Origin of the sequence: Streptomyces sp. NPDC050528 (assembly GCF_044457795.1) — a bacterium.
Taxonomy (GTDB): Bacteria; Actinomycetota; Actinomycetes; order Streptomycetales; family Streptomycetaceae; genus Streptomyces.
Genome location: NZ_JBITHH010000007.1, coordinates 22,471 through 47,131, shown reverse-complemented (window position 1 = coordinate 47,131; position 24,661 = coordinate 22,471). Strand labels below are relative to the sequence as shown.

Below are 24,661 nucleotides of genomic sequence, written 5' to 3'. Positions count from 1 at the left end.
CGGACACCGGCGTCCACGCGGCAGAGCCGCAGCCTAACGGCCGGGCCCGGCGTTGTACCCGTGCGTACACGGGGGATTGGGGGCGACGACCGGGGTGTATCCGGAGCGTACTGCGTGCCGCCGTCACTCTGCCGTGGGCGAGTCCGACGGGCGTTGACCGAAACCGGCCCTCGGTGTTCCTCGATGGGCCTTGATCGCAGGCGCCGAACCGCCTACCCCGCCACAGCGGAAGTAATCGCCTTCTCTGTGTCCGGCAGGAAAAAGAGCGGTGACGAACGGGGGGTGCAGGATAATTTGCGGAGCCTTGCCTTGCTAGAGGAAACCGCGAACGCATACGGTGTCCATACGCGAGGTTCTCCCGTGGAGGATGGGACATGACGGAAATTCTTGTGCAGGTGGGTTTTGACGAGCGGGTTCGTCCCGCGGCCAGGGTGGTGGAGCATCCGGCGTGGCCCGTGCTCAAGGATGCCGTGGAGCGGATCCGGCCATGGCAGTCGAAGGACGGCTCGATCGACTTCGCGGCCGAGGCTGCCCCGGACCGCGCGGAGGCCGAGTCCGCCGTGCGCCGGGTGATCGGCGCCGTCGAGGAGCTCTCCCCGCTGCTCCCGCACGATGCCGCCTACCACGCGGCCCTCGTCCGGGATCTGGGGCAGTGGGCCGCCGACGGCTTCCAGGTGCCCGACTTCCTCGACTCGCTGCTGGCCTTCCAGCCCGCCGCGAACCGCCGGGACGGACTCCAGCACCTGGTCGTCTTCCCGATGTACACGCAGAACGGCAACCCGGACCGCAACCTCGAAGCGGTCGTCCTGCGCATGGTCTGGCCCGACTGGCTGGCCGAGCTGGAGGCGACCCGCTACGACAACCCGCTGTTCTGCGGCATCACCTTCGAGGACTTCACCTCCGGCTACGACACCAACTCGGCCGTGCTCTTCCCGGAGACCATCGCCGTACGGCAGGCGCCGGAACGATTCTCCTGGGGTGGCATCTTCTGCGACCGCGAGGCCGCCCGCTTCCGCCGGGTCACCGAGGCCGCCGTCGACATCCTGGGCATGCGACTGCCCGAGGACATCGCCACGATGGTCGACGACCAGAAGCGCTGCGAGGAGGCCTTCGTCCTGTGGGACATGGTCCACGACCGCACCCACAGCCACGGCGACCTCCCCTTCGACCCGTTCATGATCAAGCAGCGCCAGCCGTTCTGGATGTACGGCCTCGAAGAGCTGCGCTGCGACCTCACCGCCTTCAAGGAGGCCGTGAAGCTGGAGGCCGACGGCGTCCCGCAGGCCCGTGACGTGCAGTACGCGGTCCTGTGCGACCGCATGTTCCGCTTCCCGGTCACCGGCGAGCGCGTCCGCAACTACGACGGACTCGGCGGCCAGCTCCTCTTCGCCTACCTGCACAAGCACGACGTCGTCCGCTGGACCGACAACAAGCTGCACATCGACTGGCAGCGCGCCCCCGAGGTCACCAACCAGCTCTGCGCCGAGATCGAGGACCTCTACCGCGCGGGCATCGACCGCCCCAAGCTCGTCCACTGGTTCAAGGCCTACGACCTGGTCGCGACCTACCTCGCCCCGCACCCGGGCTCCCGCTGGGCCAAGGGCCCCGACGCCCTGGACCTGAGCCTGCCGCCGCGGAAACTCGTGGATGACGTGCTTCCGGACGAGTTTCCGCTGAGCATGTTCTATGAGGCACTCTCCAAGAAGCTCAAGAACGTGATCGCCTCGACCAAGGGCATCACCGCGGAGAACGCCGAGCGGATCGCCGCGTGAGCGACCGCAGCACCGAAGTGGCTCAGGAGGCGAGGACCATGGGGAACGGGGCGCTCAACGGCGCGGTGATCGCGGTGGCGGGAGCGGGCGGGCCCGCGGGCCGTGCCGTGCTGCTGCGGCTGGCCGAGGCCGGCGCGACCGTCGTCGGCGCGGACGCGCATCCCGAACGCCTGGCGGAGGCCGTGGACGCGGCCCGCTACGCGCACGGCGGCGCGACCGTCGTGGGGGACACCGTCGACCTGCTCGACCCGCAGGCGACCCGCGACTGGGCCGAGCACATCGAGAAGGACTTCGGCCGCGTCGACGGCCTGGTCCACCTCGTCGGCGGCTGGCGCGGCAGCGCGTCCTTCACCGACACCGACCTCGCCGACTGGGACCTGCTGGAGAAACTCCTCATCCGCACCGTCCAGCACACCTCCCTGGCCTTCTACGACGGCCTGGAGCGCAGCGACCGCGGGCGCTATCTGCTGATCAGCGCGGCGGGCGCGAGCAAGCCCACCGCCGGCAACGCGGCGTACTCCGCCTCCAAGGCCGCCGCCGAGGCCTGGACCCTCGCCATGGCCGACGGCTACCGCAAGGCCGGCGGCGAGGACGGGCCCAGCTCCGCGGCCGCCGTCATGGTGGTCAAGGCGCTGGTGCACGACGCGATGCGCGCCGAGCGACCCAACGCGAAGTTCGCGGGCTTCACCGACGTCAAGGACCTCGCCGAGGCCATCGCCGGCGTCTGGGACAAGCCCGCCACCGAAGTGAACGGAAACCGTCTGTGGCTGACCGAGAAGCCGTGAACCCTCCGAAGACCGACGCCCGTCGCCACCACGACCCGGAGATCCGCGGCTTCGCCAGCGACAACTACGCCGGCGCCCACCCCGAGGTCCTCGCCGCCCTCGCCCTCGCCAACGGCGGCCACCAGGTCGCGTACGGCGAGGACGACTACACCGAGAACCTCCAGGGCATCATCCGCAGCCACTTCGGCGCCACGGCCGAGGCCTTCCCGGTCTTCAACGGCACCGGCGCGAACGTCGTCGCCCTCCAGGCGGTCACCGACCGCTGGGGCGCGGTGATCTGCGCCGAGAGCGCGCACATCAACGTCGACGAGGGCGGCGCCCCCGAACGCATGGGCGGCCTCAAGCTCCTCACGGTCCCCACGCCCGACGGCAAGCTCACGCCCGAACTGATCGACAGGCAGGCCTACGGCTGGGACGACGAGCACCGCGCGATGCCGCAGGTCGTCTCGATCACCCAGAGCACCGAACTCGGCACCCTCTACACACCGGACGAGATCCGCGCGATCTGCGACCACGCCCACGCGCACGGCATGAAGGTCCACCTCGACGGCTCCCGGATAGCCAACGCGGCGGCCTCACTCGACGTCCCGATGCGGACGTTCACCAACGCGGTCGGCGTCGACCTCCTCTCCCTGGGCGGGACGAAGAACGGCGCGATCTTCGGCGAGGCGGTCGTCGTCATCAACCAGGACGCCGTCAGCCACATGAAGCACCTGCGCAAGCTGTCCATGCAGCTCGCCTCCAAGATGCGCTTCGTTTCAGTGCAGTTGGAGGCCCTGTTCGCCAAGGACCTGTGGCTGCGCAACGCCCGCCACGCCAACGAGATGGCCCAGCGCCTCGCCGAGGGCGTCCGCGCGGTGCACGGCGTAGAGATCCTCTACCCGGTGCAGGCCAACGGCGTCTTCGCCCGCCTCCCGCACGACGTGAGCGAACGCCTGCAGAAGCGCTTCCGCTTCTACTTCTGGGACGAGGCCGCCGGCGACGTCCGCTGGATGTGCGGCTTCGACACGACCGAGGACGACGTGGACGCGTTCGTGGCGGCGCTCAAGGAGGAGATGGCCCGCTAGGTCCGACGGCTCGGAGCCGGATTGTACTGTGCATAGGTATGCGGTCGCCTGAAAAGTCATTGACTCTCGGGTGATCGCTTTCCTATGCTCTGCCATCATGGAGCTGATCCAGAACACCCCCGACCTGTCCGCGTACTTGGCTGCTGATGAGTCCATTGACCATGAGCATCCCCTCGTACGGGAGACGGCCGCGCGTCTCGCCAAAAGCGCCGCCGACTCGTATGGCTATGCACGCCTCGCCTTCGAGTTCGTGCGCGACGAGATCCCCCACTCGCAGGACTCCGGCGATCCGCATGTCACCTGGCGGGCCTCCGACGTCCTGGAGCAGGGCACCGGTATCTGCTACGCCAAGGCGCACGCGCTGGCCGCGCTGCTGCGGGCCGAGGACATTCCTACGGCGCTCTGCTACCAGAAGTTCGACGTGGTGCACGGGCTGGTCGCCGTGCGCTTCAACGGGGCCTGGCATCGGCAGGACCCGCGCGGCAACAAGCCGGGCGTGGACGCGCAGTTCTCGCTCGACGGGGAGCGGCTGGCCTTCGTGCCCGATCCAGAGTTCAATGAGCTGGACTATCCAGTCCTGTACGCTGAACCACACCCGGTTGTACTGAGCGCCCTCAAGGCCGCCCCCGACCGGGCGCACCTGTGGCAGACGCTCCCGACCGCACTCTGAGGCAAGTCATGACGCTCACGCTCACCGTGTCCGACGAAGTCCGCGCTCTCGCGCCCGGGTTCACCCATGTCGCGATCGAGGCCGACGGACTCGTCAACGGGCCGAGTACCGAAGCGAGTTCGGCGCTCCTCGACGACGCGGCCCGCCGTCTCGCCGTACGGCTGGACGGGCGCGCTCCGCACGAGGACCCGCACATGGTGGCCTGGCGCGAGGTGTACACGGCGTTCGGGTCGAAGCCGTCGCGGACCCGCAACTCGGCGGAGGCGCTGGCCAAGAGGGCGCTTTCCGACGGGGGGTTGCCCCGGATCAATGTGCTGGTCGACCTCTACAACGCCATCAGCGTCGCCCACTTGATCCCCGTGGGCGGGGAGGACACCGACCGTATTCAGGGTGCGATGACCCTTCAACGGGCCGCCGGGGACGAGGAGTTCGTGACCGTCGCGGGTGGCGAGGAGGTCGTCGAGCATCCCGACGCGGGCGAGGTGGTCTGGACCGACGCGGTTGGCGTCACGTGTCGTCGCTGGAACTGGCGGCAGGGGCCGCGCACCAGGCTCACGGAGCAAACGACCGCCGCCGTCTTCCTGTTGGAGAGTCTGGCGCCGATGCCGGTCGCCGAGGTCGAGCGCGCGGGTGCCGAACTGGCCGAACTGCTGGAGAAGTTCAGCCCCGGGGCGCGGATCACCGTCCACGCCCCGGTGTGACGATTCAGCGAGCCTCGGCCGCCTTGACCTCTTCGGGAGTGGGTGCCGTACCGCCGAGATGGGCCGGCATCCACCAGGTGTCGTCCGGGCCGTTCGGCCTTACCGGATAAGCGCGTTGGGCGGCTTCGAGCAGTTCCTGGATGCGCTCGCGCAGGCGGCGGGTGATCGCGCCCGCGTACTGGTCCTGCGGGGCCTCCACCGGCTCGCCGACCCGGATGGTGATCGGGGTGTGGCTGCGCTTGAAGTTCTTCGGGTGACCCTTGGTCCACAGGCGCTGGGTGCCCCACAGTGCCATCGGGATCAGCGGGACGCCGGCCTCCTGGGCCATGCGCGCGGCACCCGACTTGAAGCTCTTCAGGGTGAAGGACTGGGAGATCGTCGCCTCGGGGAAGACGCCGACGATCTCACCGGACCGCAGCGACTCCAGTGCGTGCTGGTAGGCCGTCTCGCCCTGCTTGCGGTCCACCGGGATGTGCTTCATGCCGCGCATGAGCGGGCCCGAGATCTTGTGCCGGAACACCGACTCCTTCGCCATGAAGCGCACGAGGCGCTTCTGCGGCAGGGCGGCGAGGCCGTCGAAGATGAAGTCCAGGTAGCTGATGTGGTTGCTGACCAGCACAGCGCCGCCCGAGCGCGGAATGTTCTCCGACCCCTTGCAGTCGATCTTGAGGTCCCAGGCCTTGAACAGCGTTTGGGCGAGACCGATGACGGGGCGGTAGACAAGCTCAGCCATGGACGGGGTGGACCCTTCTCTCTGCCTGGAAGGGGTTCTCCGGGCGGGAAAGTTACGCAGCCGTAGGTTTACGGCATTGCGCAGATCGTGCCCCAAGAACGGACGAGTGGCCAGTCCTCGTGCCGCAGAACGGCGAGATCCTCGTCACGTCCATCGCTTGATCCACCTCGGCCTTTTAAGTTTCCTTTACTGTGCGCGAACTGTCACTCGACGCACGAGCAGGTACATCTCGCACCCCAGGCAGTACCCGAAGGCGGCATTGAGGAACGCGGCCGCCAGCGCGGCCCCGGTCGCAGCGAGTCCCAGCCAGTCGGGACCCAGGCCGAAACCGGCCAGTCCCACCCCGGCGAAGACCAGTCCGACCGCCTGTGCGAACCGCGGCGGCTCCGGCGACTCGAACTCGGTCGGCGGCCCGATCCGCGGCCGTACGGCCTTCCGGAACAGCCAGCCGTACGGCGAACGGCCCACGCCGCCCGCCGCGCCCAGCGCGAACGCCAGGGTCTGCCAGGCCAGCAGCCAGGAGCTGCCGGTGATCAGCACGACCGCCAGCACCACGGTCGTCAGGGCCGCCCCGAAGCGCGGTCCTCTTACGTCGATGTCCATGAATCAAGGATTCCGCAAGGGAAAGGATTCGTGGTGCCGGGAATCTTTGCAGTCTCGTGAACGCTGGAAGGCTCGATGACCGGACTTGTGGTGTGCGTGGTGGTGCTCGCAGCGGCGAGCGCCTACGGAGTGCTGCATCGGCGGCGGAGCGGGAGAGTACGCGTGCGTGGGCGCGACGGCGGAAAACGGCTCGGCGTCGCCGAGTTGGGCGGCGACCTCGGCGAGAAGGCCACCCTGGTGCAGTTCTCCAGCGCCTTCTGCGCACCTTGCCGGGCCACGCGCCGGGTGCTGGGCGAGGTGGCCGGCATGGTCCCCGGTGTGAGCCACATCGAGATCGACGCGGAGGACCATCTGGACCTCGTGCGCGAACTCGACATCCTGAAGACCCCTACCGTGCTGGTTCTCGACGCCGACGGGCGGGTCGTTCGGCGGGCCACCGGCCTCCCCCGCAAGGCGGATGTCATCGCGGCTCTGGGGGAGGCGGTCTGACGGTCGTGAGGACGACGGTGAGTCATCTCCCATATGCCGGAACGTACTTGACTGCGCGTGCCACCTATCGTCAGCCTGACCGTATGCCTTCGGAACTCCTTCTCTACGGGCGGGTGCACGTCGACCTGGCCCGCACCGCGAGCGCGCGCTGTCCGGGCTGTTGAGCAGCCACGGACCCCGCTCGTCCCCCCGGCAGAAGGACAGTCCCATGACGGCCACGCCCGACCTCGGCACCCGTACCCCTCAGCACGCCTCTCCCGACCTGCTGCGTTCCGTCTTCCGGCAGCACGCGGCCGGCGTGGCGGTGATCACCGCGCGCGGTGAGAACGGCCCGGTCGGCTTCACCGCCACCTCGCTCAGCTCCGTCTCCGCGCAGCCCCCGATGCTGTCCTTCGGGATCAGCACCGGCGCCTCCAGCTGGCCCGCGATATCGGAGGCCGGCCATGTCGGCGTCCACGTCCTGGGCGAGCACCAGGAGGACTTGGCGGCCACCTTCGCGCGCAGCGGCGCCGACCGGTTCGGGGCGCCCACCGTCTGGCACGAGGGGCCCGAGGGTGTCCCGGTCCTCGACGGCGTGCTCGCCTGGCTGGTGTGCCGCGTCGCCGCGCGCGTGCCCGCTGGGGACCACCGCATAGTCCTGGCCGAGGTCGTCCTCGGCGACCACGCGGGCACCGGCCGCCCGCTCCTCTACCACCAGGGGCGCTTCAACGGGCTGCGTGACTGAGGCCACTCCGGGTGGGTGACGGGCCACCCTGCGGAAGCGTCGAGTTCCGATTACGCTGCGTTGCACAGGTCACAGTTCAAAGCGCTTGCTTAGCGGGCACCCCTTGGGGGAGCGTAGGAGTGCGTACTGGCGAGTAATATTTCGCTCGGAGCACCGGTCGCCCCCACCGGGAACGGCCGTTCAGGGCGCCTATGCTGCCTGGAAGTAGGCAGCCGAAAATGACGATGCAGTAGGAGAGCCGGCGTGAGCTTGAGGATCGTTGTCACTGTGAAGTACGTGCCCGACGCCACTGGCGACCGGCACTTCGCCGATGACCTGACCGTCGACCGGGACGACGTGGACGGTCTGCTCTCCGAGCTCGACGAGTACGCGGTCGAGCAGGCGCTGCAGATCTCCGAGAACTCGGACGACGATGTGGAGATCACCGTCCTGACCGTGGGCCCGGAGGACGCCAAGGACGCCCTGCGCAAGGCGCTCTCCATGGGCGCCGACAAGGCGATCCACGTCGAGGACGACGACCTGCACGGCACCGACGCCATCGGCACCTCCCTGGTGCTCGCCAAGGCGATCGAGAAGGCCGGCTTCGACCTGGTCGTCTCCGGCATGGCCTCCACCGACGGCACCGCCGGTGTGATCCCCGCCCTGCTGGCCGAGCGCCTGGGCGTCCCGCAGGTCACCCTGCTCTCCGAGGTCTCCGTGGCGGACGGCGTCGTCAAGGGCCGCCGTGACGGCGACACCGCCAGCGAGCAGCTGGAGGCCTCCCTGCCGGCCGTCGTGTCGGTCACCGACCAGTCGGGCGAGGCGCGTTACCCGTCCTTCAAGGGCATCATGGCCGCCAAGAAGAAGCCGGTTCAGGCCTGGGACCTCTCCGACCTGGAGATCGACGCGGACGAGGTCGGCCTCGAAGGCGCCTGGACCGCCGTCGACTCCGCGGCCCAGCGCCCCGCGCGCACCGCCGGCACGATCGTCAAGGACGAGGGCGAGGGCGGCAAGCAGCTCGCCGAGTTCCTCGCGGGCCAGAAGTTCATCTGAGGGGAATGGCGGCGCGGGCCGGTTGCAACACGACCCGCGCCTCTCGGAGTGGTTCTGCCTTCGCAGGAGACCATTCCCGTGACTCCTCCCCCGAAGGGGCTTCTCAATCGCCTGTCGAGACGGCCTCATGACGGACAAGCCCTGCCCGGTGCCCCAAGGCACGGGCGCGAGCGTAGCAGTCAACAAGTCTTCCCCCGGACGAAGTTCGGGATTCCCGCGCAGGAGTAGCAATGGCTGAAGTTCTCGTCTACGTCGACCACGTGGACGGCGCCGTCCGCAAGCCCACCCTGGAGCTGCTGACCCTGGCCCGCCGTATCGGCGAGCCCGTCGCGATCGCCCTCGGCGCCGGTGCGGAGAACACCGCCGCCGCGCTCGCCGAGCACGGCGCGGTGAAGGTGCTCACGCACGACGCCGCCGAGTACGCCGACTACCTCGTCGTACCGAAGGTGGACGCCCTCCAGGCCGCCTACGACGCCGTCTCCCCGGCCGCCGTCCTGGTGCCGTCCTCCGCCGAGGGCAAGGAGATCGCCGCCCGTCTGGCCGTGCGCATCGGCTCCGGCATCATCACCGACGCCACCGACCTGGAGGCCGGTGACGAGGGCCCGGTCGCCACGCAGTCGGTGTTCGCCGCCTCCTTCACCACCAAGACCCGTGTCTCCAAGGGCACCCCGGTCATCACCGTGAAGCCCAACTCGGCCGCCGTGGAGGCCGCCCCGGCCGCCGGCACCGTCGAGGCCCTCGCGGTCACCTTCTCGGACAAGGCCACCGGCACCAAGGTCACCGCGCGCACCCCGCGCGAGTCGACCGGCCGCCCGGAGCTGACCGAGGCCGCGATCGTCGTCTCCGGCGGCCGCGGTGTGAACGGCGCGGACAACTTCGCGATCATCGAGGCCCTCGCCGACTCCCTCGGCGCGGCCGTCGGCGCCTCCCGCGCCGCTGTGGACGCCGGCTGGTACCCGCACTCCAACCAGGTCGGCCAGACCGGCAAGAGCGTCTCCCCGCAGCTCTACATCGCCAACGGCATCTCCGGCGCGATCCAGCACCGCGCGGGCATGCAGACCTCGAAGACGATCGTCGCCGTCAACAAGGACGCCGAGGCCCCGATCTTCGACCTCGTCGACTACGGCGTCGTCGGCGACCTCTTCGACGTCGTCCCGCAGCTCACCGAAGAGGTCAACTCCCGCAAGGGCTGATGCCTTTGAGGTTGTACGAGGCTCCCGTGACCCCTGTGGTCGCGGGAGCCTTCGTTCATCCCAGGGTGATCGTGGACTGCACGGGCAGATGGTCGCTCGGGAACTGGCTGTTCTCGGAGAAAGTGTTGAGGGCCGTCCGACGCACGGTGACTCCCGGGGAGACCAGGATCCAGTCGATGCGGGGACCCTCCGGCACGAGCGCGCGGTAGCCGTGGAAGCTGCCGTAGAGCTGCCCGCGCGCGGCCGCCGCGTCCCAGGTGTCCCTGAGGCCGGGGCCCGCGTCCAGCATCGTGGAGTAGACCGAGGTGGTGTACGCGGCGGTGTTGAAGTCGCCGGTCACCACGAGCGGGAGGGAGCGGTCCAGGCGGGCGAGGCGTTCGGCGATGAGCGTGGCGGCACGCTCGCGTGCGTACTGACTCGCGTTGTCCAGATGGGTGTTGAGGACGTAGAACTCCCGCCCGTCGTCCCCGAGATCGCGGAAGCGGATCCATGTGGCGATGCGCGGATGGGCGCCGCCCCAGGTGTTCGACCCGATCACGGCGGGCGTGTCGGAGAGCCAGAACTGGTCGTACTCCAAGGGGGCGAGCCGACGGGTGTCGTAGAAGATCGCCGTCTCCTCGTCGAAGCTGCCGCCCTTGCGGCCGCCGCCGATCCAGTCGTAGTGCGGCGCCAGGTCCTGCTTGATGTCCTGGAGCTGCGCGTAGAGGCCCTCCTGGGTGCCGATGATGTCGGGGGCCGCGCGGAGCAGCAGGTCGCGCATCACCGGGCGGCGGACCTTCCAGCTGTTGGGTTCGACGGTGTCGGCGTAGCGGAGGTTGAACGTCATGACGTCCAGCAGGCGGATCTCCTTGCGGACGGAGGCGGAGCGTGCGGTTCCGATGAGTGGCAGGGCGATGGCGGCCGCCACCAGCGCGCTCAGACCGGCGCGACGGGTGACCGTCCTGGCAGTCGACATGTGCGTCCCCTCCCCTTGGGAGTCAGGATGAAGGGGCGGGGCGCTGGACGGAAGAGGGCCTCGGGACGGCAGTGAACAGCACTGGTTCACGGCGTGGACAGGGTGTTGACCGGCGGGAAGCTCCATGGATAACTTCGTTCTACGGATTGTTGATTCCGTAGAGCGGAAAACTGGAGGGTGTGGGAATGGGCCAGGAGCACGAGCAGGTGGCGACGAGCCTCGCCGGCGCGGTCAGCGAGGAGATCAGCGCCTCCCTGGCACCGGTCGACGCCGAACTGGAGCGCCGCTACCCCGGCGACCCCGGCACCCGCCAGCCCGTCCACACGGTCTACGTCCCTGGTGACGTCTTCGCCGCCGACACCATCCGCTCCTGGGGCGACCGCGCGCTGGCCGCCCTCGACGAACACGCTCCCGACGCGGCCTCCTTCGCCGCCGTCCTCGGCCTCTCCGACGAGCTCGCCGAGCCCGTCCACGCGCGCGTGCGGGCCAAGTTGGAACGCGAGCCCATCGAGGACCTGCGCGTCGACTTCGAGGACGGCTACGGCCCCCGCCCCGACGCCGAGGAGGACGCGGCCGCCGCCCGCGCGGCCCGCCTGATCGCCGAGGCGTACGAACAGGGCACGGCGGCGCCGTACATGGGCATCCGTATGAAGTGCATGGAGGCGCCGGTGCGCGACCGGGGCATCCGCACCCTCGACATCTTCCTGACCGGGCTCATGGAGGCGCGCGGGCTGCCGGACGGGCTGGTCCTGACGCTCCCCAAGGTCACGTACGCGGAGCAGGTCACCGCGATGGTGCGCCTCCTGGAGGCCTTCGAGAAGGCGCGCGGGCTGGAGCAGGGGCGGATCGGTTTCGAGATCCAGATCGAGACCAGCCAGTCCATCCTCGCCACCGACGGCACCGCCACCGTCGCCCGCATGATCCAGGCCGCCGAGGGCCGCGCCACCGGCCTGCACTACGGCACCTTCGACTACAGCGCCTGCCTCGGCGTCTCCGCCGCCTACCAGGCCAGCGACCACCCGGCCGCCGACCACGCCAAGGCGGTCATGCAGGTCGCCGCGGCGGGGACGGGGGTACGCGTCTCGGACGGCTCGACGAACGTGCTGCCGGTGGGCCCGACGGCGAAGGTGCACGATGCCTGGCGGCTGCACTACGGCCTCACCCGCCGGGCCCTGTCCCGCGCGTACTACCAGGGCTGGGACATGCACCCCGGCCACATCCCCACCCGCTACGCGGCCGTCTTCGCGTTCTACCGCGAGGGGTTCGAACAGGCCGCCGCGCGCCTCGCCCGCTACGCCAACCACGCCGGCGGCGACGTCATGGACGAGCCCGCCACCGCCAAGGCCCTCAGCGGGTATCTGCTGCGCGGCCTGGACTGCGGCGCGCTCGACATCGCCGAGGTGGCCAGGGCGACCGGGCTGACCCGGATGGACCTGGAGGGCTTCGCGTCGCCGCGCCGGGGTGACCTCACGGCGTCCGCCAAGTAGCGGACCTGTCACAGGTGTTGGCGCCGGCTTCTGTTGTCACTGCCGCCCCGTAGGCTGTACGGCGTTCATGGTTGTGCCACGGGACGGAGCGGCGGTGCCTTCGGGGGAGAGCGGACGCGTGGACGGGGTCGACCGGTTGCTGGTCGGGCGTTATCGCGTCGTGGGCAGGCTCGGGCGGGGCGGCATGGGTGTCGTCTGGCGGGCCGTCGACGAGGTCCTCGGCCGTGAGGTCGCCGTCAAGGAACTGCGCACCTTCACCGACGCCCACGGCCCCGAACTGGCCGATCTGCGCCTGCGGATGCAGCGCGAGGCACGGGCGGCGGCGCGGGTCCGCCATCCCGGCGTGGTCGCCGTGCACGACATCGCCGAGGTCGACGGACGCCCGTTGATCGTCATGGAGTTGATCGACGGGCCGTCCCTGGACGACGTACTGGGCGAGCGCGGCCCGATCGACCCGCGCGAGGCGGCCGGGATCGGCGCGAAGGTCATGGAGGCGCTGGCCGCGGCCCACTCCGTGGGCGTCCTGCACCGCGATGTGAAGCCCGGCAACATCCTGCTGGACCGTTCGGGCCGGGTCGTCCTCACGGACTTCGGCATCGCGACGATGGACGACCCGGGCGACGGCTCCGCCACGCACCTCACGCGCAGCGGCGAACTCATCGGCTCCCTGGACTACTTGGCCCCCGAGCGGGCGCAGGGGGAGGATCCGGGGCCGGCATCGGATGTCTGGGCCCTGGGTGCGACCTTGTACGCGGCGGTCGAGGGCACGTCCCCGTTCCGCCGCACGTCCACGTACTCCACCCTCACGGCGATCGTCTCCGAGCCCTTGCCGGAACCCCGGCGGGCGGGGCGACTTGGGCCTGTGCTGCGGCAACTGATGGAGAAGCGGCCGGAGTTGCGGCCCGGGGCTGATGCCGCGCAGGAGTTGTTGGAGGGGGTCGCGAAGGCGCCGGGGATGGATCTGCCCACGGCCGCGCTGCGGGGGAACGGGGGCGGGATTCCTGCGGTGCCGCCGAGGTTCGGGGCGGTGGAGCCGTGGGGGAGTGCGGGGACGGGCGCGGGGATTCCGGAACCGAAGGAGTCAACGGCGGCGCGGGCGGCTGGCGTTGGGGCGTCGGGAGCGGGCCTGGGTGATGCGGACCTCGGTGCTGGGGCTGACGTCCGGGGATCGGATGCCGCCGAGCCGACGGAGAGTGGGCAGGGCTTCGGGGCAGTGCAGCCTGCGGCTCCGGCCTGGTCGAGGTCCGGCGTCGACGAGCCGGCCGGAGGCAGTGGGCCGGGGACGGCGACCGGCGGCGCGCCTGAGGAAGCGGGACCAGAGACGGCTGGGGGCGATGCCTCGGGGTGGTCCGGACCGGGAGGGTCAATAGCGGGGTCGGCGGGGCGGCTTGGGGCGTCCGCGTATGAGGCAGGTGCGGCAAGGTTGCCCGGGTCGGGAGGGCCGGCATCGGGGTCGCCAAGGCGGCTTGGGGCATCAGCGGACGGCGTGGGTGTGGCGGGCTTGACCGGGCAGGGAGGGGCAACACCGGGGTCGGCAGGGCGGCTTGGGGCGCCCGCGAATGGCGCGGGTGCGGCGGACCTGACCGGACCGGGAGGGCCAACCTCGGAATCCGCAGGGCAACTTGGAGCACCCGCGCACGAGGCAGATGCGCCAGGCTTGCCCGGACCGGGAGGGGCAACCCCCGGTGCTTCGCGGCCACTTGAGGCATCGGCGTACGGGTCCGCCGCAGCGGGACCGTACGGATCGGCGGCGCAGGACGCAGGCCCCAGTTCCCCGGAGCGGCCCTCGTCGGGCACCCTCCCACCCACCTCCACGCCCACGCCCCCTCCCACATCCGTACCCCAAGGCTTCGGCCCGCCCCTGGCCTTCGCATCCTCGGCACCTCAGCCACCATCCCCGCCCACCGGGTCCATAGCCCACCCAGCCGCGCCTCGCCGCAAGGCAACGGCACGCGTGCTGATAGCCGCCGCGGCCGTGGCGGCTGTCCTCGCCGGTGGTGGAGTGGTCGTCGCGAACATGCTCAACTCCGGTGACAGCACGGTCACTTCCAAGCCCGGCACCTCGGCCCCGGCCGGTACCGATGCCGGCGCCGGAGTGGGCCCCGCCTCGCCCACCGGACACACGGACGCCCACCGCTCGCCCGACCCCAAGCCCACCGGGCAGGGCGACGACGGAACGCAGGCACCGACGCAACAGCACACGGGCAAGGGAGAGGGCGGATCGGCGGGACAGGCTCCCAGCGCCGCCCCGAGCAAGTCCACGTCCTCCGGCGGCGGGAGCACGGGAGGCGGCGGCAGCGCGCCCACGACAGGTGGAGCCGGCCCGAGCTCCAGCCCGGACGCCGCCTGCCAGCCCATCGGCGGCGGCAAGTACAACTGCCAGGTGTGGCGCAGCGCCAAGTCCTACACCGCGTCCGGCACCGAAGTCGGTGTCCTCGGCGCGGGCACCAACTACTTCTTCTGCCAACAGAACCTGGGCCGCCGCGAGACGTACGGCAAGTGGACCAACGTCTGGTGGGCGAAGACGGACGACGACAGCGGCAACACCGACGTCTATGTCAGCGACGTCTACATCAAGGGCGGGGACAACGACGAGCCGATTCCGGGGCTGCCGGTCTGCTGAGGCCGTACATAGCGCTCCAGGCCGGACGTCGTCACCAGGCCCTCCTCCCGGAACAGCCGCGTACCCCGCTCGCACAACTCCCGGTCCGCGCGCGCCCGTTCGCAGAACTCCTCCGGTGTCTGCCCGAACAGCGTCCTCAACTCCGCCGAGTCACGCAGCAGTTCGGTGAGCAGCGTCCGCTCGCCCGGATGCCGGCGCGGCACGCCCGTACCGTCGTGCAGGACGCCGTACCGGTTCACGTAGACGTACGCGCCTCGCAGCGCCTGACCTGCACCCGGCTCGACACGGAAAGCTGACCCCGGCAGCCACGCCCGGTCGTACGCCCCTTCACTCGCGTCCACCACGGCGAGCTGCCGCGCGTCGAACCACGTCACGAACAACTCCCGCACCACACCAGGCGCGTTGACCGGCGAAGCCGACACATACCCCACGCGGCTCACATGCGCCGAGACGCCGACGTCGATACCGGTGACCCGTACCTTCACCATCGGGACGGGGGAGTCGATCCCGAACTCGGCCATCTTGTGCCGCAGTTGACCGGGGCAGGCGTTGGAGCCGATGGCGAGGACCGGCGAGCGGTCCGTGAACGTGGCGTGGTCGTCGAGGGGCAACAGCCGGTCTCCCACGAGGAGTCCGGACTCGGCGGGCCACGTGCCCGGGTAGGTCAGGGGCGCCTCGCGCGGCGCCCGAGCCAGCCCCAGCGCCTCCAACGTACGGTCCGTACGATCCACGTCGTCGCTCATACCGCCGCCCGTACCGCCACGCGTACGGCCGCCCACGCCGTCGTCCACGCGCCGCTCAGTCCGACGGCGGCAGCTCGCCCGAGCCCCGGGTGATCAGCCGGGTCGGCAGCTCGATGCGCTCCGGCGCGATGAGCGTGCCGTCCAGCTGGCGGAAGAGACGGTCGGCCGCCGTACGGCCGAGGGTCGCCGCGTCCTGCGCGACCACCGTCACGCCCGGCTGGAGCAGATCGGCGAGTTCGAAGTCGTCGAAGCCGACGAGGGCGATCCGGCGCGACTGTTCGGCGAGGATCCGGACGACCGTGACCGTCACGCGGTTGTTGCCGGCGAAGATCGCGGTGACGGGGGAGGAACCGGTCAGCATCTCCTCGGCCGCCCGGCGCACCCGGACCGGGTCGGTCACGCCGAGGGACATCCAGGCGTCCTCGACCGGTATGCCGGCGTCCTCCATGGCGGCCCGGTAGCCGCGCAGTCGCTCGGCGGCCGTGTGGATGCGGGGCATGTCGCCGATGAAGCCGATGCGCCGGTGGCCGTGGGAGATGAGGTGGGTGACGCCGTCGCGGGCGCCGCCGTAGCTGTCGGACAGGACGACATCCGCGTCGATCTGCCCGGCCGGACGGTCCACGAACACCGTCGCGACGCCCGCCTTGATCTCCGGCTCCAAATAGCGGTGGTCGTCACCGGCCGGGATCACCACCAGACCGTCCACGCGCCGGGCGCACAGCGCGAGCACCAACTCCTGCTCGCGGTCCGGGTCTTCGGCACTGGAACCGTTGATGAGCAGGGCACCATGGGCGCGGGCGACCTCTTCGACGGCGCGGCTTAGGGGGCCGTAGAACGGGTCGGCGAGGTCCTCCAGGACGAGGCCGATGCTGGCCGTGCGGCCCTTGCGCAGGACGCGGGCGCTGTCGTTGCGGCGGAAGCCGAGCGCGTCGATGGCCTCCTGGACCCGGCGCTCTGTGTCCGGGGTGACGCCCGGTTCGCCGTTGACCACGCGCGACACCGTTTTCAGGCCGACACCGGCGCGTGCGGCCACGTCCTTCATGGTCGGACGGTTGCCGTAGCGGTTCTCGGGGCGGCGGGCGGTCTCTGGCACGATGCGCTGTCCTGTCCTGTCGTCCACGGGGGATGCATAGGTCCATGGGTTTGTATGAGGATGTGGCGTCGAGCATAGAGCCTGGACAACGTTGTCATGTGCGAGAGAGACTGTCCACCGATATCTCCGGCCTGCGCCCCCACCGCGAGACCGGCCCATCTCACCTTCTGGTGGTTCTCATGTTTGACGGGGAGATCTGACACTGATGCACACCGACCTCGTGGCCGCGCTCGACATCGGCGGCACCAAGATCGCCGGGGCGCTGGTGGACGGCCACGGCAAGATCCTGGTGCGAGCACAGCGCCCGACGCCCTCGCAGGACGACGGCGACACCGTGATGCGAGCCGTGGAGGAGGTGCTCGCCGAGCTCACCGCTTCGCCCTCGTGGTCCCGCGCGAGCGCCCTCGGCATCGGCAGCGCGGGTCCCGTGGACGCCTCCGCGGGCACCGTGAGCCCGGTCAACGTGCCCGGCTGGCGCGACTATCCGCTCGTCGAGCGGGTGCGGGCGGCGGCCGGCGACCTGCCCGTCGCGCTGATCGGCGACGGCGTGGCGATCACGGCGGCCGAGCACTGGCAGGGCGCCGCACGCGGACACGCCAACGCGCTGTGCATGGTCGTCTCCACGGGAGTCGGGGGCGGTCTCGTCCTCAACGGGCAGCTGCATCCCGGGCCGACCGGCAACGCGGGCCACATCGGCCACATCAGCGTGGACCTGGACGGCGACCCCTGCCCGTGCGGTTCGCGCGGCTGTGTCGAGCGGATCGCGAGCGGTCCCAACATCGCCCGGCGGGCGGTCGAGGGCGGCTGGCGACCGGGGCCCGACGGCGATGCCTCGGCCGCGGCCGTCGCCGCCGCCGCGCGTGCCGGTGACCCGATCGCCGTGGCCTCCTTCGAGCGGGCCGCGCAGGCCCTCGCCGCAGGTATCGCGGCCACCGCGACCCTCGTCGAGATCGACATCGCCGTGATCGGCGGGGGAGTCGGCAAGGCGGGCGACGTGCTCTTCACGCCGCTGCGCAAGGCGCTGAGCGACTACGCGACGCTGTCCTTCGTGCGGCGGCTGACGGTGACGCCGGCCCAAATGGGCACGGACGCCGGGCTGGTGGGAGCGGCCGCGGCCGCGCTCGCCGGGCGGGCGAGCACGACCGCGGCCGGGGTGTGAGGAACAGACCGGCCGAAACGTTCGTCCAGTGGCCTGTGCCCTTGTTCCGTACGCGAGTCGCGCGTCATTCGGCATGTGACGCGCGATGTGCCGTGTTCAGCAGGTGAGTTGAGCGTCCGCCCAGTCCGCGTGGTCCGAGTCGATCCCGTCGCCGCCGTCGGTGACGACGAGTCGGACCACCTGGGCGCCGGTCACGTCCGCCGTGACCGGCTGGGCGGGCATCGCGTTGGTGAGGACGCCGGTCGAGGCGACCTTCGTACCGTCCGCCCAGATCTCGAAGGCGACGGTTCCGTTGGCCCCCTTCTCGTCGTCCACACCGACGTCCGCGGTGACCTTCTCGCACGTCTTCCCGGTGTAGTACTCGACGTCGCTCTCGGCGTGCACACCAAGTCCCTTCGCGTACACCACTCCGCCGAGGGTGATCGGATGACCGTCTCCCGCCGCGGCCTCGCCGTTGCTGGTGTTCCGCTCAACGGGCCCGTATCCATTGGCTGTTGACATCCACGGAAGATCGCCGAGATACGACGTCCCCGAGGGCGGTGCCACCACCACGGACGCGGTGAACGGCAGCGCGCTGTCGACGCGCGCACCGCTCGGCGAGCGGTAACTCGCCCTGAGCGTCAGGTCGTACGACCCCGTCGCCGTCCCGGCGGGAGCGGTGACCGTCCACTTCGTGCGCAGCGCCTTGCCGGTCCGTACGGCCTTCGCGGTCGTCGACGACTTGGCCCGCACCTTCCAGCCCGAGGGCCCCGTCAGGCTCACCGAGACGTGCTCGGCGGTCGTACGGCCGAGGTCGGTCACTGTCGTCGTGAGCGGGGTCGGGGTGGCCGCCTGGACCAACGGGGCGCTGTCCAGGCCGAGTTCGACGGCGGGCGGGTTCTTGAGCGCGTGCCGGTCGGCGGAGACCCGGACGAGGACCGTGCCGTGGGCCGGTACGGTCGCGGAGATCGCGCCCGCGGTGTTGTAGCTCTTGTGCTGCCACAGGTCGCGCAGGGTGTACGCGTGGGCGTTGGGGAGGCCTACGGCCGCCGCCGTCGTGGCGATGCGCTGGGCGCTGCCGGTCTCGTTGAAGAGCGCGACGCTGCGGCTGCCGTCCTTCATCTCCTTGGCGACGACCCAGCGTCCGCCCTCGGACGTGACAACGTTGCCCTGCTTGCCCAGCGGGTCCTGGTCGACCGCGATGACCTCCTTGTTGTCGAGGATGTCGAAGGTCGCGGGGGTCGCCGTGCGCAGGTCCGAGCCGATGAGAAGGGGCGCGGCCATGATCGACCACATGGAGAAGTGCGAGCGGTACTCGGTGTCCGTCATGCCGCCGTTGCCGACCTCCAGCATGTCGGGGTCGTTCCAGTGCCCGGGGCCCGCGTAGGGGGCAAGGGGCAGGTTCTGCTTGAGGATCGAGAGCATCGAGCCCCAGTTGTCGCTGATGTCACCGGTCGTGCGCCACAGATGTCCGACGTCCGCGGCCCACTCCCAGGGCTTGTTCTCGCCCCACTCGCAGATGCTGAAGACGATCGGCCGGCCGGTCGCCTTCAGGGCGTCGCGCATCGTGGTGTAGCGCAACTTGGCGTCCACGCCTTGGTTGTTGCAGTTGTCGTACTTGAGATAGTCCACGCCCCAGTCGGCGAACTGCCGCGCGTCGCTGTACTCGTGGCCGAGGCCGCCCGGGAATCCGGCGTCGTTGCACGTCTTCGTGCCGGCGCTGGTGTAGATGCCGAGCTTGAGCCCCCTGGAGTGCACATAGTCCGCGACGGCCTTGATGCCGCGCGGGAAGCGGACCGGGTCGGGGACGAGCTTGCCGTCGGCGTCGCGGTTCGGCAGGGCCCAGCAGTCGTCGAGGTTGACGTACTGGTAACCGGCTGCCTTCAGGCCCTTGTTGACGAAGATGTCCGCGATGCCCTCGACCATGGACTCGTTGAACTCGGCCCGGCAGTTGGTGGAGTTCCAGTTGTTGAAACCCATCGGAGGGGTGAGCGCCTGACCGTCGGCCAGGGCGGGGGAGACGGGGTCCTGCGAGGGAGCTGCTACGGCCGGCGCGGCGAGGCCCGCCGTGCACAACAGGCCTGCGGCGAGGGCTCCGACCACTCTTCGGCGGGTCGTGCGGGTGTGAGGGTGACGCATCGTTACGTTCCTCCGGACTCGCGAAAGATGGGATCACTTCCTGTGCATGTCATGTGCGCGATTACGGTAGGACGTGTCGAACTCTGTTGGAAGAGTTGCGTATTTATTGTTCGACTTTCCATCGTGCGAGTTTTGAACACGTTCAACTTTCTGCGCTAGGCTCGCTCCCGAGCAGTCCGATCGGAAGGGGGAGCCCGGTGAAGATCGTCATTCCCGGTGGCACGGGACAGGTGGGCGGGATCCTCGATCGCGCCCTGACCGAGGCGGGCCACGAGGTCGTCGTGCTGACCCGGCGGCCGTCGGGCGACCGCGAGGTGTGGTGGGACGGTGAGCAGCTGGGCTCCTGGGCCCGGGAGATCGACGGCAGCGACGTCGTGATCAACTTGGCGGGCCGCAGCGTGAGTTGCCGCTCCACCCCCGCCCATCGCAAGGCCATGATGGACTCGCGCGTGTACTCCACCCGGGTCGTCGGCGAGGCGATCACCGCCGCCGCGAGCCCGCCGCGCGTCTGGCTGCAGATGAGCACCATCGCCGTCTACTCCCATCGCTACGACGCCCCCAACGACGAGGCCACCGGCCGGATCGGCGGTGACGAACCCGACGTACCCGACCGCTGGTCGTACAGCGTCGAGATCACCAAGGCCTGGGAGCGGGCGCTGGAGCTCGCCGACACCCCGCACACCCGCAAGGTCGCCCTGCGCACCGCGATGGTGATGAGCCCCGACCGGGGCGGTGTCTTCGACGTCCTGCTGGGACTGGCCCGGCTCGGGCTCGGCGGGCCGGTCGCGGGCGGCGCCCAGTACGTCTCCTGGATCCACGACCGGGACTTCGTGCGCGCGGTCGAGTTCCTTCTCGACCGGGACGACATCGACGGACCGGTGAACCTCGCCGCCCCCGGACCGCTCCCGCAGCGCGCCTTCATGCGCGTCCTGCGCGCCGCCCGGGGCATCCCCGTCGGTCTGCCCGCCACGAAGTGGATGGCGGAACTGGGCGCCTTCGCCCTGCGCTCCGACACCGAACTCCTCCTGAAGAGCCGCCGGGTCGTCCCGGGACGGCTGCTGGCGGAAGGGTTCACCTTCGATCATCCGCAGTGGCCCGAGGCGGCCGTGGACCTCGTGCGGCGGGCACGGCACGGGACGGGTTCCATGCGGCGGCCGGTCCGGGCGTGACCCCGGCGCGCTTTGCCAGTTGAACGGGGCATGAAGAAGCGCAGCATGCTGGCCATCGCCTCCCTCGCCACCGGTTTCGTCGTCGCCGCGATCTCCCCGTCGCACTCCCACGACCACGACGTACTCGGCGATCTGAACGTCAAGGACACCGTGGGTTCCGTGGATCACCTCGTCAGCGACGGCAGCTTCGCCGCCGACGAAGGTGTCCTGGGGCAGAACACCTGATACCAGTCGAAAGAGTTCGGCGCCGGTGCCTCGTCGGAGGGGGCACCGGCGCCGTCGTATGGGCGCTCTCAACTGCGGCTGGTTTCCGTGGCAGGGTGGAACGGGCAAGCCTCAGGGGGCCAATAGAAGAGGGGGAACTGTCCGTGATCGTCTGGATCAACGGCGCGTTCGGTGCAGGCAAGACCACCACCGCACGGGAACTGATCGAACTGATCCCGAACAGCACGCTCTTCGACCCCGAGGTCATCGGTGGAGCACTCTCGTATCTGCTCCCGCCCAAGCACCTCGCAGAGGTCGGCGACTTCCAGGACCTGCCGATGTGGCGGCGGCTCGTGATCGACACGGCGGCGGCCATGCTCGCCGAGTTGGGCGGGACCCTGGTCGTCCCGATGACCCTGCTGCGCCAGGAGTACCGCGACGAGATCTTCGGCGGTCTGGCGGCCCGCCGGGTCACGGTCCGGCATGTCCTCCTCGCCCCGGCGGAAACGATCCTGCGCGAGCGAATAGCCGGCCGGGAGATCCCCCCGGACCTCCCCGACGGCGAGATCCGGACACGGCAGTGGGCCTACGACCACATCGAGTCGTACCGCGCGGCCCTCGGCTCCTGGCTCACCGCCGACGCCCATCTCGTCGACACCAGCGCGCTCACCCCGTACGAGACGGCCGCCCGGATCGCCGGGGCCGTCGGCAGCGGTGCCGTGCCCGTGTGCGACATCGTGCAGACCCCGGAGCCCACCTCCGAGACCCTCGCGGCCGGCGTGCTCCTCTTCGACGAACAGGACCGCGTGCTGCTCGTCGACCCCACCTACAAGGCCGGCTGGGAGTTCCCCGGCGGCGTCGTCGAGTCCGGCGAGGCACCCGCCCGGGCCGGCATGCGCGAGGTCACCGAGGAGACGGGCATCGTGCTCGACGAGGTCCCCCGCCTGCTCGTCGTCGACTGGGAACCGCCCGTACCGCCGGGCTACGGCGGACTGCGCCTCCTCTTCGACGGCGGCCGGCTGGACACCGCCGTGGCTGATCGACTTCTGCTGCCGGGACCGGAGTTGCGCGGCTGGTGCTTCGCCAGCGAGGAGGAGGCCGCCGATCTGTTGCCGCCGGTCCGCTACGAGCGGCTGCGGTGGGCGCTCCGGGCCCGTGAGCGCGGAGCCGCGCTCTACCTGGAGGCGGGCGTACCGCTCGGCTGACGACTCGTCAATTTACGGACTGATCAATGATGTTGGACGCGACTTTGCCTTTTCGGGGACACCACCTGGCGATTTTGCGGGGTGCCGGTCATTCCGATAACAAAGCGAGGGTGAATTGTCGCCTTCCCGGTATGAACAACAACGTGAAGAAGGTACATCGGAGCCCTAACGTCTTTGCGCAGCTCAGTTCTCTCGCGGCCGCCGGCCGCCTTGACGGGACCGGACAAATCGCCGGTCGAAGGAGAGGAACATGCGCGCGCCATCCTCGGCCCTCACCCGGGCCCTCACACTCGCCGCCGGGCTCGCCCTGGTGCTCACCGCCTGCAGCAGCGGCGGCGGGGGCGGCGGCTCCGACAAGGGCAGTTCGGCCGGGCTCACGTCCTGCAACACCGTGGGCAAGGCCAATACCTGCAACTCAGCCACCACCAAGTCCGGCGGAACGTTCACCTACGTGCTGGAGAAGAACATCCAGCAGTGGAACGTCCAGGACGTCAACGGCAACACCTTCGAGAACGGGGAGGCCCTGGAGGTCGTCCTGCCGCAGGTGTTCATACCCCAGCCCGACTTCACCGTCGCCCTCAACACCGACCTGGTGACCTCGGCGACCCAGACCAGCACCAGCCCGCAGACGATCGTCTACAAGATCAACCCCAAGGCGGCGTGGAACGACGGCACGCCCATCACCGCCGACGACTTCATCTACTACTGGCGCACCAACAACGGTAAGGACTGCCCGCCGCCGCCCGCCAGCGACTCCACGCAGACCAAGGGCTGTCTGCCGCAGAGCACCGCCGGCTACGACCGCATCAAGTCCCTCACCCCGTCCGACAACGGCAAGACCTTCACCATGGTGATGTCGCAGCCGTACTCGGACTGGAAGTCCCTGTTCGGCGCGGGCTATCCGCTCTACCCGGCGCACACCGCCGAGAAGATCTCCGGCGCCAAGGCCGGTGACGCCACCGCCATGACCGCCGCGCAGATGGCGCAGGCCTGGCAGTACTTCCTGAAGACACCGCCCACCAAGTACCCCACGGCGGGCCCCTACAAGATGCAGCAGTGGGTCGACAACGACCACGCCACCTATGTGCCCGACCCCAAGTGGACCGGCGCGAAGAAGGCGACCCTGCAGCGGCTGATCTTCAAGGTGATCTCGGACGCGACTCAGGAGCCGACCGCCCTGAAGAACAACGAGGTTCAGGCGATCTACCCGCAGCCCGAGGTGGACCTGGTCAACCAGGTCAAGGACATCCCCGGCATCACGTACACCATCGGCAACGGGCTGACCTGGGAGCACTTCGACCTCAACCTGCACAACCCGGTGCTCGGCAAGTATCTGGCGCTGCGGCAGGCGATGTTCACGGCGATCAACACCAAGGACATCATCGCCAAGACGGTCGGCCAGTTCGACCCGGCCGTGAAGCCGCTCGGCAACCACAACTTCGTTCCCGGGCAGGCCGGTTACAAGGACGTGGTGAGCAGCACGGGTCAGGGATCGGGTGACCTGACCAAGGCGAAGGGGTACCTCACGGCCGCCAAGTTCACCGGTGTGGGAACGGCGTTGAAGACACCGGACGGCAAGGCCGTCGGACCCTTCAACTGCCGCTACACGACCGGCAACCAGATCCGGCAGAGCGAGTGCCAGATCCTGCAGAGCAACCTGGCGAGCCTCGGCATCAAGGTCACCATCAAGCCGATCGGCGCCGCCGACCTCGGCACGGTCCTCGCCGGGCACCAGTACGACATCATCGTCTTCGCCTGGGTCGCGGCACCCTTCCCGAGCAGCGGCGCCCAGCAGAACTGGTTCACCGGCGGTGGCGGCAACTACGGCGGCTACAGCAACAAGAAGGCCGACGCCCTGATCTCCCAGGCCGTGGGCGAGACGGACGCCACGAAGTCCGCGGCGCTCCTCAACCAGGCCGACCAGCTCATGGTGAACGACGCCTACGTCCTGCCGCTCTACCAGAAGCCGACGTTCTTCGCGACGCAGACGCGGTTCGTCAACATGCGGAACAACTCCACCAACGTCGGCCCGGCCTACAACACCGGCGCGTGGGGCCTGAAGAAGTAGTCCTACGGCTGACAGCTCCACCGGCACGCCCGTCGAGCCCGGCCCCCGCAGACACCGGGGGCCGGGCC

General features: G+C 69.9%; 21 protein-coding genes and 1 pseudogene. 16 read left to right on the top strand and 6 right to left on the bottom strand.

Going from position 1 to position 24,661, the window contains the following annotated elements; all coding sequences use genetic code 11:
* The first annotated feature begins 374 nt into the window (after positions 1-374).
* The 5 genes from ACIBK4_RS24215 to ACIBK4_RS24195 all read left to right on the top strand — a co-directional run bounded on the left by ACIBK4_RS24215 (position 375) and on the right by ACIBK4_RS24195 (position 4,995).
* The gene (locus tag ACIBK4_RS24215; protein ID WP_398997391.1) at positions 375-1,772 is read left to right on the top strand and encodes a DUF6421 family protein; all 1,398 of its coding nucleotides are present in this window, start codon (positions 375-377) and stop codon (positions 1,770-1,772) included.
* Between the two features lie 38 nt (positions 1,773-1,810).
* Positions 1,811-2,557 (top strand): SDR family oxidoreductase, encoded by a 747-nt coding sequence (locus ACIBK4_RS24210; protein WP_329353693.1) that lies wholly within the window; start codon positions 1,811-1,813, stop codon positions 2,555-2,557.
* Positions 2,554-3,624 carry a threonine aldolase family protein gene (locus ACIBK4_RS24205; protein ID WP_398997389.1) on the top strand — a complete coding sequence of 357 codons (1,071 nt, stop codon included), beginning with the start codon at positions 2,554-2,556 and terminating at the stop codon, positions 3,622-3,624. The genes ACIBK4_RS24210 and ACIBK4_RS24205 overlap by 4 nt, the downstream gene beginning before the upstream one ends.
* 97 nt (positions 3,625-3,721) lie before the next feature.
* The gene (locus tag ACIBK4_RS24200; protein ID WP_398997387.1) at positions 3,722-4,294 is read left to right on the top strand and encodes a transglutaminase domain-containing protein; all 573 of its coding nucleotides are present in this window, start codon (positions 3,722-3,724) and stop codon (positions 4,292-4,294) included.
* An 8-nt stretch (positions 4,295-4,302) separates the two neighbouring features.
* Positions 4,303-4,995 carry a B3/4 domain-containing protein gene (locus ACIBK4_RS24195; RefSeq protein WP_398997385.1) on the top strand — a complete coding sequence of 231 codons (693 nt, stop codon included), beginning with the start codon at positions 4,303-4,305 and terminating at the stop codon, positions 4,993-4,995.
* A gap of 4 nt (positions 4,996-4,999) precedes the next feature.
* Here ACIBK4_RS24195 and ACIBK4_RS24190 read toward each other — a convergent pair whose 3' ends face one another.
* Positions 5,000-5,728, bottom strand: a complete 729-nt coding sequence (locus ACIBK4_RS24190) for a 1-acyl-sn-glycerol-3-phosphate acyltransferase (protein ID WP_033278392.1) — start codon at positions 5,726-5,728, stop codon at positions 5,000-5,002.
* A 186-nt stretch (positions 5,729-5,914) separates the two neighbouring features.
* Positions 5,915-6,331, bottom strand: coding sequence for a DUF4395 domain-containing protein (locus ACIBK4_RS24185; RefSeq protein ID WP_398997383.1), 417 nt, complete (start codon positions 6,329-6,331; stop codon positions 5,915-5,917).
* 75 nt (positions 6,332-6,406) lie between these two features.
* Between ACIBK4_RS24185 and ACIBK4_RS24180 the strand changes: the two genes are divergently transcribed.
* The 4 genes from ACIBK4_RS24180 (at position 6,407) to ACIBK4_RS24165 (ending at position 9,769) form a co-directional block, all read left to right on the top strand.
* Complete coding sequence (locus ACIBK4_RS24180; RefSeq protein WP_398997381.1) at positions 6,407-6,820, top strand: TlpA family protein disulfide reductase; 414 nt, start codon at positions 6,407-6,409, stop codon at positions 6,818-6,820.
* Between the two features lie 208 nt (positions 6,821-7,028).
* A complete protein-coding gene (locus ACIBK4_RS24175; protein ID WP_398997379.1) occupies positions 7,029-7,544 on the top strand; it encodes a flavin reductase family protein in 516 nt (171 codons plus the stop codon).
* 243 nt (positions 7,545-7,787) lie between these two features.
* Entirely contained in the window at positions 7,788-8,576 is a 789-nt protein-coding gene (locus ACIBK4_RS24170; RefSeq protein ID WP_363093355.1) for an electron transfer flavoprotein subunit beta/FixA family protein, read from the top strand.
* 230 nt (positions 8,577-8,806) lie between these two features.
* Positions 8,807-9,769, top strand: coding sequence for an electron transfer flavoprotein subunit alpha/FixB family protein (locus ACIBK4_RS24165; protein ID WP_398997376.1), 963 nt, complete (start codon positions 8,807-8,809; stop codon positions 9,767-9,769).
* A 55-nt stretch (positions 9,770-9,824) separates the two neighbouring features.
* Here ACIBK4_RS24165 and ACIBK4_RS24160 read toward each other — a convergent pair whose 3' ends face one another.
* Complete coding sequence (locus ACIBK4_RS24160) at positions 9,825-10,724, bottom strand: endonuclease/exonuclease/phosphatase family protein (RefSeq protein ID WP_398997374.1); 900 nt, start codon at positions 10,722-10,724, stop codon at positions 9,825-9,827.
* Positions 10,725-10,903: 179 nt separating this feature from the next.
* On the opposite strand from ACIBK4_RS24160, the gene ACIBK4_RS24155 reads away from it, so the two are divergent.
* A complete protein-coding gene (locus tag ACIBK4_RS24155) occupies positions 10,904-12,211 on the top strand; it encodes a DUF6986 family protein (protein WP_398997372.1) in 1,308 nt (435 codons plus the stop codon).
* 67 nt (positions 12,212-12,278) lie between these two features.
* Positions 12,279-13,526: pseudogene (locus ACIBK4_RS24150) on the top strand (serine/threonine-protein kinase); the annotation flags it as partial.
* Between the two features lie 1,253 nt (positions 13,527-14,779).
* Here ACIBK4_RS24150 and ACIBK4_RS24145 read toward each other — a convergent pair.
* Together ACIBK4_RS24145 and ACIBK4_RS24140 are read right to left on the bottom strand one after the other, a co-directional pair.
* The gene (locus ACIBK4_RS24145) at positions 14,780-15,577 is read right to left on the bottom strand and encodes a hypothetical protein (RefSeq protein ID WP_398998251.1); all 798 of its coding nucleotides are present in this window, start codon (positions 15,575-15,577) and stop codon (positions 14,780-14,782) included.
* A 55-nt stretch (positions 15,578-15,632) separates the two neighbouring features.
* Positions 15,633-16,670 (bottom strand): LacI family DNA-binding transcriptional regulator, encoded by a 1,038-nt coding sequence (locus ACIBK4_RS24140; protein ID WP_398997370.1) that lies wholly within the window; start codon positions 16,668-16,670, stop codon positions 15,633-15,635.
* A 205-nt stretch (positions 16,671-16,875) separates the two neighbouring features.
* Here ACIBK4_RS24140 and ACIBK4_RS24135 point away from each other — a divergent pair, with 205 nt between their 5' ends.
* Positions 16,876-17,829 (top strand): ROK family protein, encoded by a 954-nt coding sequence (locus ACIBK4_RS24135; RefSeq protein ID WP_398997368.1) that lies wholly within the window; start codon positions 16,876-16,878, stop codon positions 17,827-17,829.
* 96 nt (positions 17,830-17,925) lie between these two features.
* On the opposite strand, the gene ACIBK4_RS24130 is transcribed toward ACIBK4_RS24135, so the two are convergent.
* On the bottom strand, positions 17,926-19,947 hold the full coding sequence (locus ACIBK4_RS24130) for an NPCBM/NEW2 domain-containing protein (protein WP_398997366.1): 2,022 nt from the start codon (positions 19,945-19,947) through the stop codon (positions 17,926-17,928).
* Positions 19,948-20,144: 197 nt separating this feature from the next.
* Between ACIBK4_RS24130 and ACIBK4_RS24125 the strand changes: the two genes are divergently transcribed.
* The 4 genes from ACIBK4_RS24125 (at position 20,145) to ACIBK4_RS24110 (ending at position 24,593) form a co-directional block, all read left to right on the top strand.
* Positions 20,145-21,116, top strand: coding sequence for a TIGR01777 family oxidoreductase (locus ACIBK4_RS24125; RefSeq protein WP_398997364.1), 972 nt, complete (start codon positions 20,145-20,147; stop codon positions 21,114-21,116).
* Positions 21,117-21,146: 30 nt separating this feature from the next.
* Positions 21,147-21,341: a hypothetical protein gene (locus ACIBK4_RS24120; protein WP_366429004.1), complete on the top strand. Its 195-nt coding sequence runs from the start codon at positions 21,147-21,149 to the stop codon at positions 21,339-21,341.
* 143 nt (positions 21,342-21,484) lie between these two features.
* On the top strand, positions 21,485-22,525 hold the full coding sequence (locus ACIBK4_RS24115; protein ID WP_398997362.1) for an NUDIX domain-containing protein: 1,041 nt from the start codon (positions 21,485-21,487) through the stop codon (positions 22,523-22,525).
* A 250-nt stretch (positions 22,526-22,775) separates the two neighbouring features.
* Positions 22,776-24,593 carry an ABC transporter family substrate-binding protein gene (locus tag ACIBK4_RS24110; RefSeq protein WP_398997360.1) on the top strand — a complete coding sequence of 606 codons (1,818 nt, stop codon included), beginning with the start codon at positions 22,776-22,778 and terminating at the stop codon, positions 24,591-24,593.
* Positions 24,594-24,661: the final 68 nt, after the last annotated feature.

Excerpts from the sequence above, each read along its gene's own strand:
- ACIBK4_RS24215 (WP_398997391.1), top strand. The coding sequence starts at position 375 with ATGACGGAAATTCTTGTGCAGGTGGGTTTTGACGAGCGGGTTCGTCCC.
- ACIBK4_RS24210 (WP_329353693.1), top strand. The coding sequence starts at position 1,811 with ATGGGGAACGGGGCGCTCAACGGCGCGGTGATCGCGGTGGCGGGAGCG.
- ACIBK4_RS24200 (WP_398997387.1), top strand. The coding sequence starts at position 3,722 with ATGGAGCTGATCCAGAACACCCCCGACCTGTCCGCGTACTTGGCTGCT.
- ACIBK4_RS24195 (WP_398997385.1), top strand. The coding sequence starts at position 4,303 with ATGACGCTCACGCTCACCGTGTCCGACGAAGTCCGCGCTCTCGCGCCC.
- ACIBK4_RS24190 (WP_033278392.1), bottom strand. The coding sequence starts at position 5,728 with ATGGCTGAGCTTGTCTACCGCCCCGTCATCGGTCTCGCCCAAACGCTG.
- ACIBK4_RS24185 (WP_398997383.1), bottom strand. The coding sequence starts at position 6,331 with ATGGACATCGACGTAAGAGGACCGCGCTTCGGGGCGGCCCTGACGACC.
- ACIBK4_RS24180 (WP_398997381.1), top strand. The coding sequence starts at position 6,407 with ATGACCGGACTTGTGGTGTGCGTGGTGGTGCTCGCAGCGGCGAGCGCC.
- ACIBK4_RS24175 (WP_398997379.1), top strand. The coding sequence starts at position 7,029 with ATGACGGCCACGCCCGACCTCGGCACCCGTACCCCTCAGCACGCCTCT.
- ACIBK4_RS24165 (WP_398997376.1), top strand. The coding sequence starts at position 8,807 with ATGGCTGAAGTTCTCGTCTACGTCGACCACGTGGACGGCGCCGTCCGC.
- ACIBK4_RS24160 (WP_398997374.1), bottom strand. The coding sequence starts at position 10,724 with ATGTCGACTGCCAGGACGGTCACCCGTCGCGCCGGTCTGAGCGCGCTG.
- ACIBK4_RS24145 (WP_398998251.1), bottom strand. The coding sequence starts at position 15,577 with ATGAGCGACGACGTGGATCGTACGGACCGTACGTTGGAGGCGCTGGGG.
- ACIBK4_RS24135 (WP_398997368.1), top strand. The coding sequence starts at position 16,876 with ATGCACACCGACCTCGTGGCCGCGCTCGACATCGGCGGCACCAAGATC.
- ACIBK4_RS24130 (WP_398997366.1), bottom strand. The coding sequence starts at position 19,947 with ATGCGTCACCCTCACACCCGCACGACCCGCCGAAGAGTGGTCGGAGCC.
- ACIBK4_RS24120 (WP_366429004.1), top strand. The coding sequence starts at position 21,147 with ATGAAGAAGCGCAGCATGCTGGCCATCGCCTCCCTCGCCACCGGTTTC.
- ACIBK4_RS24110 (WP_398997360.1), top strand. The coding sequence starts at position 22,776 with ATGCGCGCGCCATCCTCGGCCCTCACCCGGGCCCTCACACTCGCCGCC.